Origin of the sequence: Microvirga sp. HBU67558 (assembly GCF_018069605.1) — a bacterium.
GTDB lineage: Bacteria > Pseudomonadota > Alphaproteobacteria > Rhizobiales > Beijerinckiaceae > Microvirga > Microvirga terrae.
This window is the reverse complement of record NZ_JAGPUP010000548.1, coordinates 73,179-89,204: the sequence shown is the minus strand read 5'-3', so window position 1 is coordinate 89,204 and position 16,026 is coordinate 73,179. Positions and strand designations below refer to the sequence as shown.

General features: G+C 63.6%; 15 protein-coding genes. 5 read left to right on the top strand and 10 right to left on the bottom strand.

The features are described from left to right. Nucleotides 1-277 precede the first annotated feature (277 nt). Nucleotides 278-1,855, bottom strand: a complete 1,578-nt coding sequence (locus KBI52_RS23450; protein ID WP_210811925.1) for a calcium-binding protein — start codon at nucleotides 1,853-1,855, stop codon at nucleotides 278-280. Between the two features lie 392 nt (nucleotides 1,856-2,247). Here KBI52_RS23450 and uvrA point away from each other — a divergent pair, with 392 nt between their 5' ends. Beyond that, a complete protein-coding gene (gene uvrA / locus KBI52_RS23445; RefSeq protein WP_210811924.1) occupies nucleotides 2,248-5,229 on the top strand; it encodes an excinuclease ABC subunit UvrA in 2,982 nt (993 codons plus the stop codon). A 12-nt stretch (nucleotides 5,230-5,241) separates the two neighbouring features. Here the strand turns inward: uvrA and KBI52_RS23440 are convergent, their stop codons facing one another. Beyond that, entirely contained in the window at nucleotides 5,242-6,312 is a 1,071-nt protein-coding gene (locus KBI52_RS23440) for a nitronate monooxygenase family protein (protein ID WP_210811923.1), read from the bottom strand. A 65-nt stretch (nucleotides 6,313-6,377) separates the two neighbouring features. Further along, nucleotides 6,378-7,154 (bottom strand): DUF4239 domain-containing protein, encoded by a 777-nt coding sequence (locus tag KBI52_RS23435; protein ID WP_173948169.1) that lies wholly within the window; start codon nucleotides 7,152-7,154, stop codon nucleotides 6,378-6,380. A 224-nt stretch (nucleotides 7,155-7,378) separates the two neighbouring features. On the opposite strand from KBI52_RS23435, the gene KBI52_RS23430 reads away from it, so the two are divergent. Beyond that, nucleotides 7,379-8,188, top strand: a complete 810-nt coding sequence (locus KBI52_RS23430; RefSeq protein WP_173948170.1) for a class I SAM-dependent methyltransferase — start codon at nucleotides 7,379-7,381, stop codon at nucleotides 8,186-8,188. A gap of 75 nt (nucleotides 8,189-8,263) precedes the next feature. On the opposite strand, the gene KBI52_RS23425 is transcribed toward KBI52_RS23430, so the two are convergent. The 5 genes from KBI52_RS23425 to KBI52_RS23410 all read right to left on the bottom strand — a co-directional run bounded on the left by KBI52_RS23425 (nucleotide 8,264) and on the right by KBI52_RS23410 (nucleotide 11,059). After that, a complete protein-coding gene (locus KBI52_RS23425; RefSeq protein ID WP_210811922.1) occupies nucleotides 8,264-9,265 on the bottom strand; it encodes a hypothetical protein in 1,002 nt (333 codons plus the stop codon). A gap of 239 nt (nucleotides 9,266-9,504) precedes the next feature. Next, nucleotides 9,505-9,732, bottom strand: a complete 228-nt coding sequence (locus KBI52_RS34280) for a hypothetical protein (RefSeq protein ID WP_259060046.1) — start codon at nucleotides 9,730-9,732, stop codon at nucleotides 9,505-9,507. A gap of 84 nt (nucleotides 9,733-9,816) precedes the next feature. Continuing rightward, nucleotides 9,817-10,239 (bottom strand): hypothetical protein, encoded by a 423-nt coding sequence (locus KBI52_RS34275; RefSeq protein WP_259060048.1) that lies wholly within the window; start codon nucleotides 10,237-10,239, stop codon nucleotides 9,817-9,819. A gap of 308 nt (nucleotides 10,240-10,547) precedes the next feature. Then, nucleotides 10,548-10,763: a hypothetical protein gene (locus KBI52_RS23415; RefSeq protein ID WP_210811921.1), complete on the bottom strand. Its 216-nt coding sequence runs from the start codon at nucleotides 10,761-10,763 to the stop codon at nucleotides 10,548-10,550. 80 nt (nucleotides 10,764-10,843) lie between these two features. Then, a complete protein-coding gene (locus KBI52_RS23410) occupies nucleotides 10,844-11,059 on the bottom strand; it encodes a hypothetical protein (RefSeq protein ID WP_173948173.1) in 216 nt (71 codons plus the stop codon). Nucleotides 11,060-11,600: 541 nt separating this feature from the next. On the opposite strand from KBI52_RS23410, the gene KBI52_RS23405 reads away from it, so the two are divergent. Continuing rightward, complete coding sequence (locus KBI52_RS23405) at nucleotides 11,601-13,337, top strand: right-handed parallel beta-helix repeat-containing protein (protein ID WP_173948174.1); 1,737 nt, start codon at nucleotides 11,601-11,603, stop codon at nucleotides 13,335-13,337. A 15-nt stretch (nucleotides 13,338-13,352) separates the two neighbouring features. On the opposite strand, the gene KBI52_RS23400 is transcribed toward KBI52_RS23405, so the two are convergent. Further along, nucleotides 13,353-14,477: a GGDEF domain-containing protein gene (locus tag KBI52_RS23400; protein WP_210811920.1), complete on the bottom strand. Its 1,125-nt coding sequence runs from the start codon at nucleotides 14,475-14,477 to the stop codon at nucleotides 13,353-13,355. A 224-nt stretch (nucleotides 14,478-14,701) separates the two neighbouring features. On the opposite strand from KBI52_RS23400, the gene KBI52_RS23395 reads away from it, so the two are divergent. Both KBI52_RS23395 and KBI52_RS23390 read left to right on the top strand, forming a co-directional pair. Then, on the top strand, nucleotides 14,702-15,256 hold the full coding sequence (locus KBI52_RS23395) for a DUF2231 domain-containing protein (RefSeq protein WP_210811919.1): 555 nt from the start codon (nucleotides 14,702-14,704) through the stop codon (nucleotides 15,254-15,256). 54 nt (nucleotides 15,257-15,310) lie between these two features. Continuing rightward, nucleotides 15,311-15,595 carry a porin gene (locus KBI52_RS23390; RefSeq protein ID WP_210811918.1) on the top strand — a complete coding sequence of 95 codons (285 nt, stop codon included), beginning with the start codon at nucleotides 15,311-15,313 and terminating at the stop codon, nucleotides 15,593-15,595. Nucleotides 15,596-15,643: 48 nt separating this feature from the next. Here KBI52_RS23390 and KBI52_RS23385 read toward each other — a convergent pair whose 3' ends face one another. After that, nucleotides 15,644-15,964: a hypothetical protein gene (locus tag KBI52_RS23385; protein WP_173948178.1), complete on the bottom strand. Its 321-nt coding sequence runs from the start codon at nucleotides 15,962-15,964 to the stop codon at nucleotides 15,644-15,646. Between the last annotated feature and the right edge of the window lie 62 nt (nucleotides 15,965-16,026).

The following is a 16,026-nucleotide window of genomic DNA, read 5'->3' as shown; positions in this document are numbered from 1 at the left end:
GGGTCCCGCCCCAGATTCCCTACCAAAATCACCTTGTTCACGCTTCCAGCCATGATGGCCTCTCCTCATTCACATGAGGCTGTTCTGGGGCCAAGGGAGCCTGGCGGCAAGCCGGCCCGGAGCTTCTGCACAGCCTGTCCCCAGATTCGATGCCACCCCGGTGAAGGGACCGGGGCCGATAGGACACCCGTCTCCTTTCAGCGGCCAACAGCCAGGATCTCAAAGGCGAAAGCTGCAGAACCCGCCTGCAGCCGCCCCGCCGGTCCCGGAACGAGGGTCAGACCTCGAAGAAGTCGCCGGCATCCACGAATTTCAGGGATCGCCGGTCAAGCTTGGCGATAACGACCGCCTTGCCCTTGCCCGTCCCGTCCGCATCATAGAGCACCTCGCCCGAGGACTTCAGGATGATCCGGTCATCCTTGTCGTGCGCCGCGTTGCCCTTCCAGAACGCCTTCTTGTCGATCTTCACTGGCGCGTCGAAAGATCCCACCTTCTTGCTCAGGTCTTTGAAGACGGCATCGTCCAGATGGATCCTATCGGCCCGGCCATTGAAATCGACGATCCGGTCGATGTGCTTGGCCTTGCCCACCACCGGCGCGGTGTCGAACACGAATGCGTCGGAGCCGTCACCGCCGATCAGAGTGTCGCGCCCCCCCTGGCCGCGGAGCACGTCATTGCCCGCATCACCCGCGATGACGTCGTCACCCTCGTGGCCGAACAGCCGGTCGTCGCCGGCCTCTCCTTTCATGGAGTCATTGAAGCGCGAGCCATAATAGTGGTCGTCCGTAGCAGTGCCTGTGACCGTCACTCCGGACTGGCGCAGGTCGACAATCTGGCCATGAATACTCGAGCCGAAATCATCCCATTCACTGACCGTATTGGTCCAGGTCACTGCCAGACGTCCGTCCGCCAATATCGTCATGTCCAAGGCGTAAGTGCCGTCCCCTTCGTAGGCCCGATCAAGAATGGTATCGGTGCCCACGCGAGCGCCGTTGGCACTAAAGGCCGAAATGTGAATATCGGCCGAATTCCTGCCCGCAATCTGATCCAGGTAGCCTACGGCAAATCCGCCGTCGGCGAGGGCCGAGACCGTCGCGGCCTTTGTGTCGACGGCCCCCGGCACGCTCAGCAGCAATTCGCCCCCGCTTTTGGTGCCGTTGGCGTTCAGGATCTGCCCCTTGATCTGGTGAAGATCGGGGCCGGCAGTCCTGTCCGTCAGGCTCGTCCAGATCACGATGATCCGACCATCCGCGAGCTTGGTCGCAACGGGCTTGGAATTGAGATCACCCGTTGTCGAGATGTTGATCGCAACCGAGCCGTTTGGCATGCTTCCGTCGTTGTTGCGAAGCTGGCCCTGGATTGACGTCCCTTTCTCGTAAAAGGCGATATACTGTCCTTGCAGTCCGACGACTTCCGTAAAGCCGTAACTTTCCGCAAGCACTGCTGCAGTCCCGCTCTTCTGCAGGTTGGCATCGAAGCTCTGAACGCGGACCTGTACATCGTCATTGCAATAGGAAACAGCGAAACCGCCATTCGTGAGAGCCGTCAACGCAAAGTGGTCGTCGAACCTGGTCGAACTCGCCTTGAACTCATCGCCGATGGGCGATCCATTCGCATTGTAGCCACGGGCCCGCACATAATCGGCGCTCTGCCATGCCACGACGAACCGGCCATCGTTCAGGACGATCACATCGGGAAAGATCTGCAACCCAGCTGTGGTGGTGTTGATGAGGAACTCTGCACCCTTCCTGCTGCCGTCGGCACTGAAAAGCTGCCCCTTGATAGCGCCACCGTGCGTGTCCGCCCCAGTATTGCTGAGATCGGTCCAGACCGCCACGAAGGAGCCATCCTTCAAGGCGTAGATCTTTTGTGAAAGTTGGTCGCCTATTATAGTGGAATTGACGGGGAAAACAGGCCCCCACGCGATAGATGTGGTCATTGTAGTGCCCTTTGCTTGAGCCCCCGACCGCCACTGTGTTGTTATTTCGTTTCGATTAAGCTAGATGAGCTCGGCCGTTCGACAAGAGGCCGGGCCTCGCACTTCTGCAACACAATGACAAATCGCACGTCGACCGGCGTGGATCGCTGGGCTTCCCTCGACCTGAAGAGTTGCGCTTGCCCCTCGTACCCTCTTTGTTCTAGGATCAAACACCTGGAATCATCCGCCGCATTGCACCGGCGGGTGAGGCATCACATATGCGGGGACCGGCCTGACGAGGCCGGATTTCCTCAAAAGGCTAGCGGGCAATGGCTAAACTCGACGATCTGTTCAACCGCGCGAAGGCGGGAGACCCGGATGCGCGCGTCATCTCCGTCCGGGGCGCGCGGGAGCACAATCTCAAGAACGTCGACCTCATGGTCCCGCGGGACAGGTTCGTGGTCTTCACCGGGCTATCGGGCTCCGGCAAGTCGTCGCTCGCCTTCGACACGATCTATGCCGAGGGGCAGCGCCGCTACGTCGAGTCCCTGTCGGCCTATGCCCGCCAGTTCCTGGAGATGATGCAGAAGCCGGACGTGGACCAGATCGACGGTCTCTCGCCCGCCATCTCCATCGAGCAGAAGACCACCTCGAAGAACCCGCGCTCGACGGTCGGGACCGTCACTGAGATCTACGACTACATGCGCCTGCTCTGGGCACGCGTCGGCATCCCCTATTCGCCCGCCACCGGCCTGCCCATCGAGAGCCAGACCGTCTCCCAGATGGTCGACCGGGTGCTGGACCTGCCGGAGAAGACGAGGCTTTACCTTCTGGCCCCGGTGGTGCGCGGCCGCAAGGGCGAGTACCGCAAGGAGATCGCCGAGTTCCAGAAGAAGGGCTTCCAGCGCCTGAAGATCGACGGCGAGTACTACGCCATCGACGAGGCCCCTGCCCTCGACAAGAAGTTCAAGCACGACATCGACGTGGTGGTGGACCGGATCGTGGTGCGGGCCGACATCGCCGCGCGCCTGTCGGAATCCTTCGAGACGGCCCTCGAGCTCACCGACGGGATCGCGGTCATCGAATATGCCGACGACAAGGACGAGAAGGGGCAGCCGAAGCGCATCGTCTTCTCGTCCAAGTTCGCCTGCCCGGTCTCCGGTTTCACGATCCCCGAGATCGAGCCGCGCCTGTTCTCGTTCAACAATCCCTTCGGCGCCTGCCCGACCTGCAGCGGCATCGGCCACGAGATGCGCATCGACGAGGCGCTGGTCGTGGACGAGACGCTTTCGCTCAAGCGCGGAGCCATCCTGCCCTGGGCGAAGTCGACCTCGCCCTATTACGGCCAGACCCTCGAGGCAATCACCAAGCACTTCAAGGCGTCGATGACGAAGCCCTGGACGGAGCTTCCGGAGAAGGTGCGCGACGTCATCCTCTACGGGTCGGACGGCGAGACCATCCGCATGGCCTATGACGACGGGCTTCGTGCCTACGAGGTGAGAAAGCCCTTCGAGGGCGTGATCCCCAATCTCGAGCGCCGCTACAAGGAAACCGAGAGCGACTGGGCCCGCGAGGAAATCGGCCGCTTCATGGGCGAGACGCCCTGCGAGGCCTGCGGCGGCAAGCGCCTGAAGCCGGAAGCGCTCGCGGTGAAGATCGCGGGCTCCGATATCGGCGACGCCACGGCGCTCTCCGTGAAGGACGCCCATCTCTGGTTCAGCGACCTGTCGAAGAAGCTCACCAAGAAGCAGAACGAGATTGCCGGCCGCATTCTCAAGGAGATCCGCGAGCGCCTCACCTTCCTGGTCGATGTGGGCCTGGAATACCTGACGCTCGCCCGCTCCTCGGGCACCTTGTCGGGCGGCGAGAGCCAGCGCATCCGTCTGGCGTCCCAGATCGGCTCCGGCCTCACGGGCGTTCTCTACGTGCTCGACGAGCCCTCCATCGGCCTGCACCAGCGCGACAACGAGCGCCTGCTCGTCACCCTCAAGCGCCTGCGCGATCTCGGCAACACGGTAATCGTGGTGGAGCATGACGAGGATGCCATCCTGCACGCCGACTACGTGTTCGATATAGGCCCCGGCGCCGGCATCCATGGTGGCGAGATCGTCGCCGAGGGCACGCCCGACGAGATCATGTCGAATCGGAAGTCGCTGACCGGCAAGTATCTCACGGGCGAGATGTCCGTGAAGGTGCCGGGCAAGCGCCGCAAGCCCGATCCGAAGCGCAAGATCAAGCTCGTCGGCGCGAAGGGCAACAACCTGAAGGACGTGACGGCGGAGATCCCGCTCGGCACCTTCACGTGCATCACCGGGGTGTCCGGCGGCGGCAAGTCCACCCTGGTCATCGATACACTCTACAAGGCCGTGGCGCGCAAGCTCAACGGCGCCCTGGAGCATCCCGCGCCGTTCGACCGCATCGAGGGCCTGGAGCATCTCGACAAGGTCATCGACATCGACCAGTCGCCCATCGGCCGTACGCCACGCTCGAACCCGGCCACTTACGTCGGGGCGTTCACGCCGATCCGCGAATGGTTCGCGGGCCTGCCCGAGGCGAAGGCGCGCGGCTACCAGGCGGGCCGCTTCTCCTTCAACGTCAAGGGCGGCCGCTGCGAGGCCTGCTCAGGCGACGGCGTGATCAAGATCGAGATGCACTTCCTGCCCGACGTCTACGTCACCTGCGACGTATGCAAGGGCAAGCGCTACGATCGCGAGACCCTGGAGGTGAAGTACCGCGAGAAGTCCATCGCCGACGTGCTCGACATGACCGTCGAGGAAGCGCGCGAGCTGTTCAAGGCGGTTCCGTCGATCCGCGAGAAGATGCAGACGCTGGCCCGCGTCGGCCTCGACTACGTGCATGTGGGCCAGCAGGCGACGACCCTCTCCGGCGGCGAAGCGCAGCGCGTCAAGCTGTCGAAGGAGCTCTCCAAGCGCGCCACCGGACGCACGCTCTACATCCTCGACGAGCCGACGACCGGTCTGCACTTCCACGATGTGGCGAAGCTGCTCGAGGTGCTGCACGAGCTCGTCGACCAGGGCAACACGGTCGTGGTCATCGAGCACAATCTCGAGGTCATCAAAACCGCCGACTGGGTGATCGACATGGGACCCGAAGGCGGCAACGGCGGCGGCCAGATCGTCGCCCAGGGCACGCCGGAGGACATTGCCGCAGCAGAGGCGAGCCACACCGGTCGCTTCCTCAAGGAAGTGCTGGAGCGCAGGCCCTTGAAGAAGGAAGCGCCTGCGAAGGATGCCGCCAAAAAGGCTCCGGCGAAGAAAGACAAGAAGGTGACGCGGCAGGCGGCGGAGTAAGCCTGCCGGTTCTCACCGGGACGAGAGCCGTGCCAGAACCTCTTCCGCAAGCGTCTTCGTCAGCTCGCCGGCAGACATTTCTCTGGCAAGCGGGGCCGCCTGCCCTGACCAGAGCGACATGAAATCGCCCGAGCCGAGCGGCTCGGACTTCTGACGCAAGGGGGCGAGTGCGCCGCCTGCAAGCGGGAACGCGGGCGCGTCCGATGCTATCGGGCCGATCTCCCGCATGATCCGGTTGAGGATTCCCCTCGCCGGGCGTCCGGTGAACACATTCGTCAACGCGGTCTTCTCGGCCCCGGCGCTCTTCAGGGCCTCCCTGTGTACCGGCGATATGGTGGCTTCCGGGGTGAACAAATAGGCGGTGCCGATCTGCACGGCCGACGCGCCGAGGGCGAACGCCGCCACGATGCCGCGCGCGTCGGCGATGCCGCCTGCAGCGATGACCGGTACTTTGACGGTATCGACCACCTGCGGGACCAGAGCCAGGGTGCCGACTTGGGTCGTGATCTCATCTGTCAGGAAGAGGCCGCGATGGCCACCCGCTTCGAAGCCCTGCGCGATGATGGCGTCGCAGCCCTCGCGTTCGAGCCAGCGCGCCTCCTCGACGGTCGTCGCCGAGGACATGACTTTGGCGCCGGCGCCCTTCACCCGGTTCAACAGGTCCGGTTGCGGCAGCCCGAAATGGAAGCTCACCACCTCCGGCCTGAACTCTTCCACCAGGCCGAGAAACGTCTCGTCGAAGGGGGCGCGTGTCGACGGCGGGGTCGGTCGGTCCGGGTCGAGCCCGAGTTCCAGATAATAGCCTCTCAAACGCTGCTTCCAGGCCGCTTCCCGCCCGGCATCGACGATGGGAGCCCGGTGACAGAAGAAGTTGACGTTGACGGGCTTCGACGTTGCCTGCCGGATTCGGGACAATTCCTCCCTGGCCTTGTCGTGGCTCAGCAGCGCGCAGGGCAGCGAACCCAGGCCTCCAGCCTCTGAGACCGCGATGACCATATCGGACAGGTTGGCACCTGCCATGGGGGCCTGGATGATGGGACGTTCGATCCCGAAGAGGTCGAGAACGCGTCGATCTTTCCACATGGCCGTTGCCTTTCCTGTCTGGGCGAAACGAGAGCGAGAGCACCGTTCCCGACGTGAAACGCAGATTAGCCGGGCGTCAGCTCATCCTCCAGCACCATCTGGTAGGGCGCCGTGTCGATGGCGGCGGGACCGGCGTAAGGGTGGCTGAGGGCCAGGATGAAATAGAGCGCCAGGCCCGTATAGGCTCCGTAGACGGACAGGATCGCGATGTGCGCGAGGTTGGCCGGGAAGATGAGGAAGAATCCGACGATGATGGCGAATCCGGTCAGGGCCATCCACCAGAACAGGCTGGGAAGCCCGCGATGGGCGAGCGAGAGGCGCGCCTTCCGGTGATCCTGCAGGTCGTCCATGTTCATGATCATCCGGGCGCGCAGGGATTGCTGCTGCGGCGTCTCGGCCTTCAGGTTGAGAATGCCGATATCGAGCGCGTTGTAGGCCTGCCTCGCCTCCCGGCTGCCCCTGGGATGGGCGGCCGCCTGCCATTCGTTCTGCAGCACTGCCGAGACGTAGGCGGCAAGCTGGTCGCGAAGGATACCCTTTTCCGGCCCGTTCCATTGGTTCAGCTCGAGCACGACATGCTCGATCGTCGTCACCTCCTTGGACACCTCCTGCTGCAGGTTCGTGTGCGTGGACTGCGCCTCCGCGAAGACCAGCGCCAGGATGAGGCTGTGGATCGTGCCGATGCGAACCGCGACCGTTTCGGCCACGTCGCGGGTTTTCGTCGGAAGATCGTCGCTCAGCATCCGCCGCAGCACGACGAAGGGCACGGCGGAGGCCGCGATGGCGAGCAGCATCGCAAGGATCGCGCCCAGCCAGGCCGGCAACTCGAGAATGGCCGTCATGCTTGCTCCTGATCCTGCAGGCCTCGTGCGCGGCGCAAGGTCCGGGCCGGCCCAAGAGACCATGCAACAGACCATGCAACGGCGGCCGATTCCATGGCTTTTCCGGCGTATCGGGCGCTCATCCCGGTCACGCCGGGCGGATCGACTGCCCCTTAGCCTTTTGAGACACTTGCACGCCCGGCGCCCCGGCGCGATCATCCCGGGCTTTCGCGGTGGAGGAAACGATGGGCGCCACCGATACGGCCTTTGCGGGCTCGATCCCGGCAATCTACGAGCGCTACATGGGGCCCCTGCTGTTCGAGCCCTATGCCGAGGACATGGCGGCGCGTCTCAAGGATATCTCGGAGGGCCGGGTCCTGGAAACCGCCGCGGGAACGGGCATCGTCACACGGGCGCTCGCGAAGGCGCTGCCGCCGCAGGTCGAGATCGTCGCGACCGATCTCAACCAGGCGATGCTCGACCTTGCCGCCGAGCGGCTGCAGGCGGCGAACGTGACATGGCGGCAGGCCGATGCGCAGAGGCTTCCGTTCGAGGATACGTCGTTCGACGCGGTGGCGTGTCAGTTCGGCGTCATGTTCTTCCCCGACAAGCTGGCCGGCTATCGCGAGGCCCTGCGCGTGCTCAAGCCAGGCGGACGATTCCTGTTCAGCGTGTGGGACACGCTTGATCGCAACGAGGTCAGCCGCATCGTCTCGGACACTGTGGGAAGCCTCTTCCCCGACGACCCGCCCCGATTCTACGAGCGCGTGCCCTTCGCCTATTCCGATCCGGACCGGATCCGGGGCGAGGTGCAGCAGGCCGGGTTCGAGAACGTGGAGATCGAGGTGGTCGAGAAGGTCATCCGCGCCTCCACGTCCCGAGATCCGGCGATCGGCCTCTGCCAGGGAACGCCCCTGCGGGCGGAGATCGAGGCCAGAGCCTCGGAGCGCTTGGAAGAGATCACCGACAGGGTGGCCGATGCGCTCACGGCCCGTTTCGGCTCATCGCTGGTCGAGAACCGCATGAGCGCTCTTAGCGTGACCGCCTGGCGCTGAGGGTCGCTCCGACAGCCGAACAGCAAAAGGCGCGGCTCCTGTGGAGCGCGCCCTTCGCGTGTAGTCAGGAGCGTCTCAGAGAGCCGACATCCGGCTCATCAGGCGGCAGAGCGCCTGCATGTCGGAATCGTAAGCGTCCGGCGAGGCTGTCACCATGGCGCAGCTGCGGCGCAGCTTCATGCGGTCGTCGTTGCTCATCTGGCGGATCTCGGCCCGGAGGCGTTCCGTCTGGCCGGTACGACCGGGCCGTACCGGATTGACGCTTCCCGTCGCGGATGGATTGCGCACGCTGCCGGTGCCCAGGGAGCCTGGATTGGCGAGACCGCCAGTCCCGCCGCTGCCGATCGCTCCCGTCCCGATAGTCCCGCCGGTCCCGCCCGCGCCGCTCCCTGCGCCAGCGCCGCCGCCGACACCGATTCCGACCCCGGCATTGATGCCATCAGAGCCTCCGACGCCGGCGCCCACACCGGCACTCACGCCGCGCGAGCCGCCAACGCTCGCGCCAAGGCCTGCCGTCACGCCACCCGATCCACCGACATTCGCCCCCAGACCCGCGTTGACACCACTCGAGCCCCCGATGCTCGCGCCGGCGGCGGCCGTGACCCCGTTGGATCCGCCGATGCTGGCGCGACCGCCCGCACTCACACCGGACGAGCCGCCCACATTGGCTCCGAGCCCGGCACTGGCTCCACCCGTGCCACCGACATTGGCGCTGGCTCCGGCAGAGACCCCGCTCGGTCCGCCTATATTGGCGCCGCCGCCGGCCGTGACGCCGCTAGAACCGCCCACATTCGCCCCAAGGCCGGCACTCGTTCCGCCGGAGCCCCCGATGCTTGCACCAAGACCAGCCGCAATCCCGCCCCTCCCCCCGATATCTGCTCCCAGGCCCGCAGAAATTCCGCTGTCGCCGCCGACGCTCACGCCGAGCCCGCCGCCGAGACCGTCCGAGCGACCGCCGCTCCCGCCTCGATCCCAGGCCGCGGCCGGCTGCCACATCAAAGAAGAGATCAGAAGAACCGCCGCGCCGCACACCGAAGTCTCGCGGCCGAACCCCAACAACCGTCCACGCGAATGCATCTCTGTACTCCCTAGGAGCTACCCCATACGGGGCTATCGCATGAATAGACTCAGGTCTGAGGAAGTTAGTTCCACGGTTCTGAATATTTATCGCTGCGAATACTTCTATTCAAAATTACACACGATACAACATGAGTCTGAATCTTTCAAAAACATTATATCGTATACCGCGCATCAAGTAATGATGATGGTTTTGCTTCGGATCAAAAGTTGATGGGAGTTCCAGACGATTGCTGGATTCAATGCACGGTGCTGTTCAGCGTCAAGGAATGCAGAAGCGTGCCTTGGGAACACACGATGTCGAGGCGCCATCCGGACCAGTCCTCGACGTCCTGTCCGATCTCGCAGCGCAGTTCGGTGACGGCAAGGAGCGCCTGATCCTTGGCGCTCTCCAGGTCATGAACTTCGATCCCTGTATTGTCGACGATCTCTTCGTGATCGTTCACAAGGTGAAAGAAGCAGCGCATTTCGGGACCGTCACCCCTTTGAACAGGATGGAATCTGCTAGCGGCTTTTGCCATCGAAGTGAAGACTCCATCCCCGACCAGCTATCATTCGTCTTTGGTCGAAGCCTCGCCCACAGGGTCGAAACTGTTCAGCTCGACCCAGCCGATATCGGGCCGCGGAGCCGGTACGAGGTAGGCCCGCCCATCTTCGAGGCGCTCGATTTTGCAAGCAATCGCCCGCTGGTCTCCGGGAGGACGATACACGACGATCGCTCCGACCTGGATATGGTCTGAGTTGTTCGGAGACGGGGATTCAGGCTCCGATGGCGGCTCTGGACCCTGGAGACCGTTCTGGCCCCCATTCGCCGCCCTCACACGGTCGAGGGCCGCAATCGCCAATCTCGCCCTGTCGCGATAGCGCTCGCCCACGGACCTTAGGAGAGCGCCGCGCGTGCGCCCGGGATACCACGAGGTTCCACCGGCCTTCGCCAGTTCCTCCGCAACGGCTTCAATCTCTTCGTCTGTCACGCCCGCCCCCAGACATTCTACGCCACCCTTAGGAACCATTGCACAACCTGCTTGAGGAGAGTTTAACGCAGAGTAATGCACGAGTTAAATCCCAGAAGTGGCAGATCACTAGAACTTTAGTACTTTGCCGGACGATACGACAAGGAAATACCCCCTGGATATTGGCACCCTTTCGATACGTTCAGGCCATGATCAGCCCGCAAGTCTGGCCGACGAAATCAGGCCGCGTTTCGGGCGTCATGGACCGGCATGCCGTCGAGACCGCACAATCGGGGAATTGAGACCTATTCCTACCGTTCGGGGCGCTTTCACACGGACGCGACATGAATGACCTCGTCGCCCTCGTCCGTCACGGCGACAATCCAATAGCAGCCATGCCTGCTGTCAGTCAGCAGGCCGCCCCGGAGCTCCGCCACCGCCCTGTCGGCCGCCCCGCACGCCATGGAGGGATCGGGCAATTCGACGCCTTCCCGATCCCAGACGAATGTCTCCTTGGAACGGAGATGGAAATAGTAACGAGGCATCTCGCTTCCCTCCGTCGCAGTGATCTCGGCACAAGGGCGGATCCCGATCCGATCAGCAGTTTTACAGCATGAGAGAGCACCTATACCGCGAGAACGAACACGATCCGGCCCGCCTCGTCGGTGATGACGGTGATCCTGTTGGGCATGCATCCGATGACGTCCAGCAGAGCATCCCAGGAGGCACAAGCCGCCGCGTTGCCGGGTTCGAAGGCCGATCTCAAGTTCGGCAGATCGACGCCTTCCCTGTCCGGTATGAGACGGTCCGCAAGCTGAACATGGAAATGATAGCGGGCCATCGGACCTTCCGGCTTCCGTCCCATCCTAGATGACACAACCCGAGCTTGGGCGCTTTAACGCAGGTTAGGAAAGACCCGGATGAGGATTGGTTTTACCGGGAAATCCAACGATCAGGTTGATGGATCGAAGCCGCTTCGCGTCGATTTCGAGCGCGATCACCCTGGCAGGGCGATGAATGCTCCACGCATCGAGTGCGACTTTCTTTCATCAGAGGCGCCGAATCGGACGTTGGATCCCGAGGCAGGAACGAACTGCCGCTGATGCCGTCTGTGCTTAAAAAACCTCCTCGGAGACCGGAATTATGGCCGCAAGCAACGCTTTCGGGCTTGAGGGCGGGGGCCAGCGGACCCGAATCGCAGACGGGCTCTCCGAATGGTCCCGGCCATCAACCTTAGAGTAGTTTCCTATCCAATGAGACAATCACCGGCAGCTTCAGGATGACTACCCCCGATGCCGGTCAATCCTCAAGAATAGCCCGCCGAAACCCGGCAAAAGCTGGTTATGCAGGCTGGCCTCCCTCGTCGGAAAAGGACTGTTTGCATGGCCCTGTTTATCGACGCGTCGAGTTTCGGCGCGAAAGCCAATGACGCGTTGGAGGACACGGCCGCCCTCAACGCAGCCGTCAGAGCAGCGTATGAAGCGTACCGCGATGATCCAGCCGGGGGTCGCGTCACGGTCGTACTGCCTGCCGGCACCCTGCTCGTCAAAGGCAACGGCGACAAGAGCGACGGTGCGGTCGAAATGCTCGAGGGCACGGCCCTGCAGGGCGCCGGAATGGGGCGGACGATTCTCAAGGTGGCCGATGGATGGGCCGGCAGCATCACCGGCGTGGTTCGCACCCCCTTCGACAACGTGACGAGCAATGTGGGCGTCTTCGATCTCACCATCGACGGCAATCGCGGCGCCACGACCGGCAAGATCGACGGCTTCTATACGGGTGTGAAGCCCGGAAGTCCGCTGCAGGATAGCGATATCCACGTCGCGCGCGTCGAGGTGATGAACTGCTCCGGCTATGGCTTCGACCCGCACGAGCAGACCCTGCGCCTGACCATCGAGAGCAGCGTGTCGCACGGCAACGGACTCGACGGGTTCGTGGCCGATTACATCGTCAACGGCATCTACAGGAACAACATCGCCTACGGCAACGACCGGCACGGGTTCAACATCACCACCACGACGACCGGGCTGCTCCTGGAGAACAACATCGCCTACGGCAACGGATCGGCCGGCGTGGTCGTGCAGCGAGGCTCCGAAAACATCGGTTGGCCCAGCAACGTCAGGATCGTAGGCGGCCAGTACTACGGCAACCTCAAGGAAGGCGTCCTGCTCAACATGGCGGCCAACGTCACCGTCGACGGCGCCACGATCTTCGGCAATCAGGGCAACGGGGTGCGGATCGAAGGCTCCACAGGGACCGTGGTCCGGAACAGCTTCATCTTCAACAATGCTCAAGTCGGAGACAACCAACTCGACGAGGTCAGCATCCGCATGCGCCTCGATTCCACGACCGGGCTGACCTACTACTCGACGAACACACAGATCCTGAACAACACGATCTATTCCGACGGCGCGACCGATGCACGCTACGGGATCCGCGAGGAGTCCTCGAATACCGCAGGGGGCGACACATTCATCCGGCTCATCGGCAACGCGATCTCGGGCACGGATTCAGGTGCCGTCTTCACATCGAAGCAGACATGGATCGGGTCCGCGAGATCCAATTCGTTCAAGGGCACCGGGCAGGATGAGGACCTCAGCGGACGCTCGGGCAATGACACCATCCGGGGAATGGGCGGCAACGACCACGTGTCCGGGGACGGAGGAAATGACAAGCTCTATGGCAATTCGGGCAGGGATTACGTCTTCGGCGGCAACGGGCACGACAGCATCAGTGGCGGCGCCGGAAACGACATCCTGAGCGGCAATGCGGGCCGCGATGTCTTCATCTTCGACAGCAGACTTGGAAACTCTTCGACGGATCGCAAGGTCAACTTCGACACGATCCTCGACTACTCGGCGAAGGACGATTCCATCTGGCTCGACAACGCCGTCTTCCGCAAGCTAGGACTAGGCTCGTCGGCGAATCCCACCAAGCTCGACGCCGATGTCTTCCATATCGGCACCAGGGCCAAGGATCAGAACGACTACATTCTCTACAACAAGAAGACCGGTGTTCTCTCCTACGATTCCGACGGCTCGGGCTCCCGCAAGCCGGTGGAGTTCGCCCAGCTCAAGAAGGGCCTCGCCCTGACCTACCACGACTTCTTCGTGGTGTGAGATCGGAGCGCCCCGTCAGGCCGCGATGACGATGTTGCGGCCGCCGCGCTTGGCCTGGTACAGCGCGGCATCGGCCCGGCGCAGCAACGCGGCGGCGTCGGCTCCCGTATCCGTGATGCAGCCGACGCTGACGGTTGCGGCGGCCAAGCCGCCGAGAGAAGCGGCTCCGGCCGACGAGAAGGCATGTCGGATCCGATCCGCCAGGCGAGCCGCCTCCCGGGAGTCCTGCGCCAGGATCGCGCCGAATTCCTCGCCGCCCAGCCGGCCATAGGTCTGCCCTGGAAGGTGAGCCGCCAGGACTTCCCCGAAGATCGTCAGGATCCGGTCGCCTGCATCGTGGCCGAAGCGGTCGTTAATGGCCTTGAAGTTGTCGAGGTCGAACAGAAGGCAGGTCGCCGGCTTGGGACCGAGCCGCCCGAGGAGCCGGGCAGCATTCTCCATGAAGGCGCGCCGGTTCGGAACTCCGGTCAACGGATCGACGAGGGCGGCCTGCCTGTACTCGGATTCGACGCTCTCCTTGCCCATGGACAGAAACATGAACGCCAGGGTCGGCCCAAACATGACCAGAAGGAGCGCCATGGAGGGAGACCACCGGCTCGCGAAGGTGTCGATCCACGACACGGAGGTCAGGCCGATTCCGAGCATTCCACGGGACAGGTTGAAGACGGCCAGCGCCAGCAGAAGCACGACTGAGACCCGTGAGGAGGCCAGCGGTCGCGCAGCATGGCGACCGAGCTCCCAGGCCGAGAACGTCGAATAGGCGAACGTGATCAGGGATGCGACGATCAGCCGGAAGCCATGCGAGCTGTAGATGAACGGAAAAGCCGCCGTCCAGATCGCCACCCCGGCAATCAGCGCCGTCGCGGACATGGGGCGACCGTTGAAGACCCGGCATCCCGTGTAGAGAACCCCGTAGCACAGCAGGGCCAGGGCGTTCGCCACGAGCAGGATCGCGTAAGCCGGCTGTCCATGAGCCAGATTGGCCGATCCGATCCCCACGGCGATGAGCCAGAAGGCACTGCCCCACCAGGCGAGCGCCCTGACCCTGCGGTTCAGCACCCAGGAAAAAAGCAACAACGTTCCGAGCACCGCCGAAAGCAGCACGAAGGCAACGGTAAGCGTGGCAGGATCAAGGACCATCGGAGAGGCTGCCGTAGGGTTCGACCAGATAGCCGCAGAGGAACCCCAACGACCCATCCCGCAGGATGCATAGGACGCTATCTCCCATCCGCCCTCCGATGTCCAGAACCCCGCCCTGCGACGACCCGCCCTGCGGCGGGCCAGGCGGCCCCGACAGGAGGCGCCTGGAACGAAGGGTTGGCCGGAGCATTTGTCCTGACGCGATATCCGGCAGGGAGACTTTCATGGGCATGTATCACCGTCATGGCGTTCAGAGCACGGCCGCCATTGCTGGCCACCCCATTCACCACATGCTGATCGTCTTTCCCGTGGCCTTCCTGATCGGGGCGTTCGGAACCGACATCGCCTTCATGGCCACTCGGGATGCGTTCTGGGCGCAGGTCTCCTACTGGCTCCTGATCGCCGGGGTCGTGACCGCCCTCGTCGCCGCCGTGCCGGGTCTGATCGACTTCGTGACCATCGACCGGGTGCGCAACGTCTGGGTCTCCTGGGCCCACATGGTGGCCAATCTCGTGGTGGTCGCCCTGGCCCTCATCAATGTGGGCGTCCGCCTCGACGATCCGGCGGCCGGCGCACAGGGTTGGGGCATCTGGCTGTCCGGCATTCAGACCGCCCTTCTCCTGTTCAGCGGCTGGCTCGGAGGCGAGCTCTCATACCGCTACGGGATCGGGGCCATCCGGGATTACAGCCCGAAGACCGAGCAGTTCCATGTGGAGGTGGACCGGGCGGACGTTGCCGCATCCTATGGCCGGCGGAAGACCGGATCGGGCGACGTCTGATCCCGACAGGGCGCCTTGCCACGGCAGTGCCCGGGCCGCTACATTCGAGCCGTCATGACGCGATGCGCCCTCGCCGTTCTTTTCTTCAGCCTTGCGCCGACCAGCCTGCCGCTGGCGGCGACGGCCTGCCGGCCGGGCTTCGCCATGCTGCAGGCCTCCGACACCTGCGTGCGCGTCAGCGGTCGCGTGAGAGCAGAGACGTCGGTGGGATCATCGCGCGCCCGGTCCGCGGACAGCTACGGGACGCATGCCGGTGGACGCGTGCAGCTCGATGTGAGGAAGCAGACCGAATATGGGCCGGCCAGGGCCTTCATTTCGGTCGGGAACGAACGTCGCTGACCGGCATCCGAGGCAGGAGCGCCCGAAGGCGCTCCTCCCGACCCGGTATCAATATCCGTCGTCGTAGTATTCTTCCCGGTAATAGCTGCGCCGCGGCGCCTCATAGGTCCGGTAGGCCGGCCTCTCATAGGTTCGGTATGTGGGCCGCGCCGTCGCGGCAAGCGCTCCGCCGAGGATTGCGCCCGTCACCCCGGCCGCGATGGCGGCATTGTTGTTGTGCCGGCGCTGAACGTAGTAGCGGGGAGCCTGGTGGCTCTTGTAGTGCCCATAGGCATGGCCTCTGCCTTTGCCGGGGCGCGCTTCCGCCGCGCCGCTGAAGGACGTCGCGGCCAGAAGGGCGACACTCACTGATACCAAAAGCTTCTTCATGGTTGATCTCCGGAACTCCGAATGACGGCGGGAGAGGCATCCTGGCTCCGGATCCCTCCCCC

What these genes read in the sequence shown, in the direction of transcription:
- uvrA (WP_210811924.1), top strand. Translation starts at nt 2,248, where the DNA reads ATGGCTAAACTCGACGATCTGTTCAACCGCGCGAAGGCGGGAGACCCG.
- KBI52_RS23440 (WP_210811923.1), bottom strand. Translation starts at nt 6,312, where the DNA reads ATGTGGAAAGATCGACGCGTTCTCGACCTCTTCGGGATCGAACGTCCC.
- KBI52_RS23435 (WP_173948169.1), bottom strand. Translation starts at nt 7,154, where the DNA reads ATGACGGCCATTCTCGAGTTGCCGGCCTGGCTGGGCGCGATCCTTGCG.
- KBI52_RS23430 (WP_173948170.1), top strand. Translation starts at nt 7,379, where the DNA reads ATGGGCGCCACCGATACGGCCTTTGCGGGCTCGATCCCGGCAATCTAC.
- KBI52_RS23425 (WP_210811922.1), bottom strand. Translation starts at nt 9,265, where the DNA reads ATGCATTCGCGTGGACGGTTGTTGGGGTTCGGCCGCGAGACTTCGGTG.
- KBI52_RS34280 (WP_259060046.1), bottom strand. Translation starts at nt 9,732, where the DNA reads ATGCGCTGCTTCTTTCACCTTGTGAACGATCACGAAGAGATCGTCGAC.
- KBI52_RS23415 (WP_210811921.1), bottom strand. Translation starts at nt 10,763, where the DNA reads ATGCCTCGTTACTATTTCCATCTCCGTTCCAAGGAGACATTCGTCTGG.
- KBI52_RS23410 (WP_173948173.1), bottom strand. Translation starts at nt 11,059, where the DNA reads ATGGCCCGCTATCATTTCCATGTTCAGCTTGCGGACCGTCTCATACCG.
- KBI52_RS23405 (WP_173948174.1), top strand. Translation starts at nt 11,601, where the DNA reads ATGGCCCTGTTTATCGACGCGTCGAGTTTCGGCGCGAAAGCCAATGAC.
- KBI52_RS23400 (WP_210811920.1), bottom strand. Translation starts at nt 14,477, where the DNA reads ATGGTCCTTGATCCTGCCACGCTTACCGTTGCCTTCGTGCTGCTTTCG.
- KBI52_RS23395 (WP_210811919.1), top strand. Translation starts at nt 14,702, where the DNA reads ATGGGCATGTATCACCGTCATGGCGTTCAGAGCACGGCCGCCATTGCT.
- KBI52_RS23390 (WP_210811918.1), top strand. Translation starts at nt 15,311, where the DNA reads ATGACGCGATGCGCCCTCGCCGTTCTTTTCTTCAGCCTTGCGCCGACC.
- KBI52_RS23385 (WP_173948178.1), bottom strand. Translation starts at nt 15,964, where the DNA reads ATGAAGAAGCTTTTGGTATCAGTGAGTGTCGCCCTTCTGGCCGCGACG.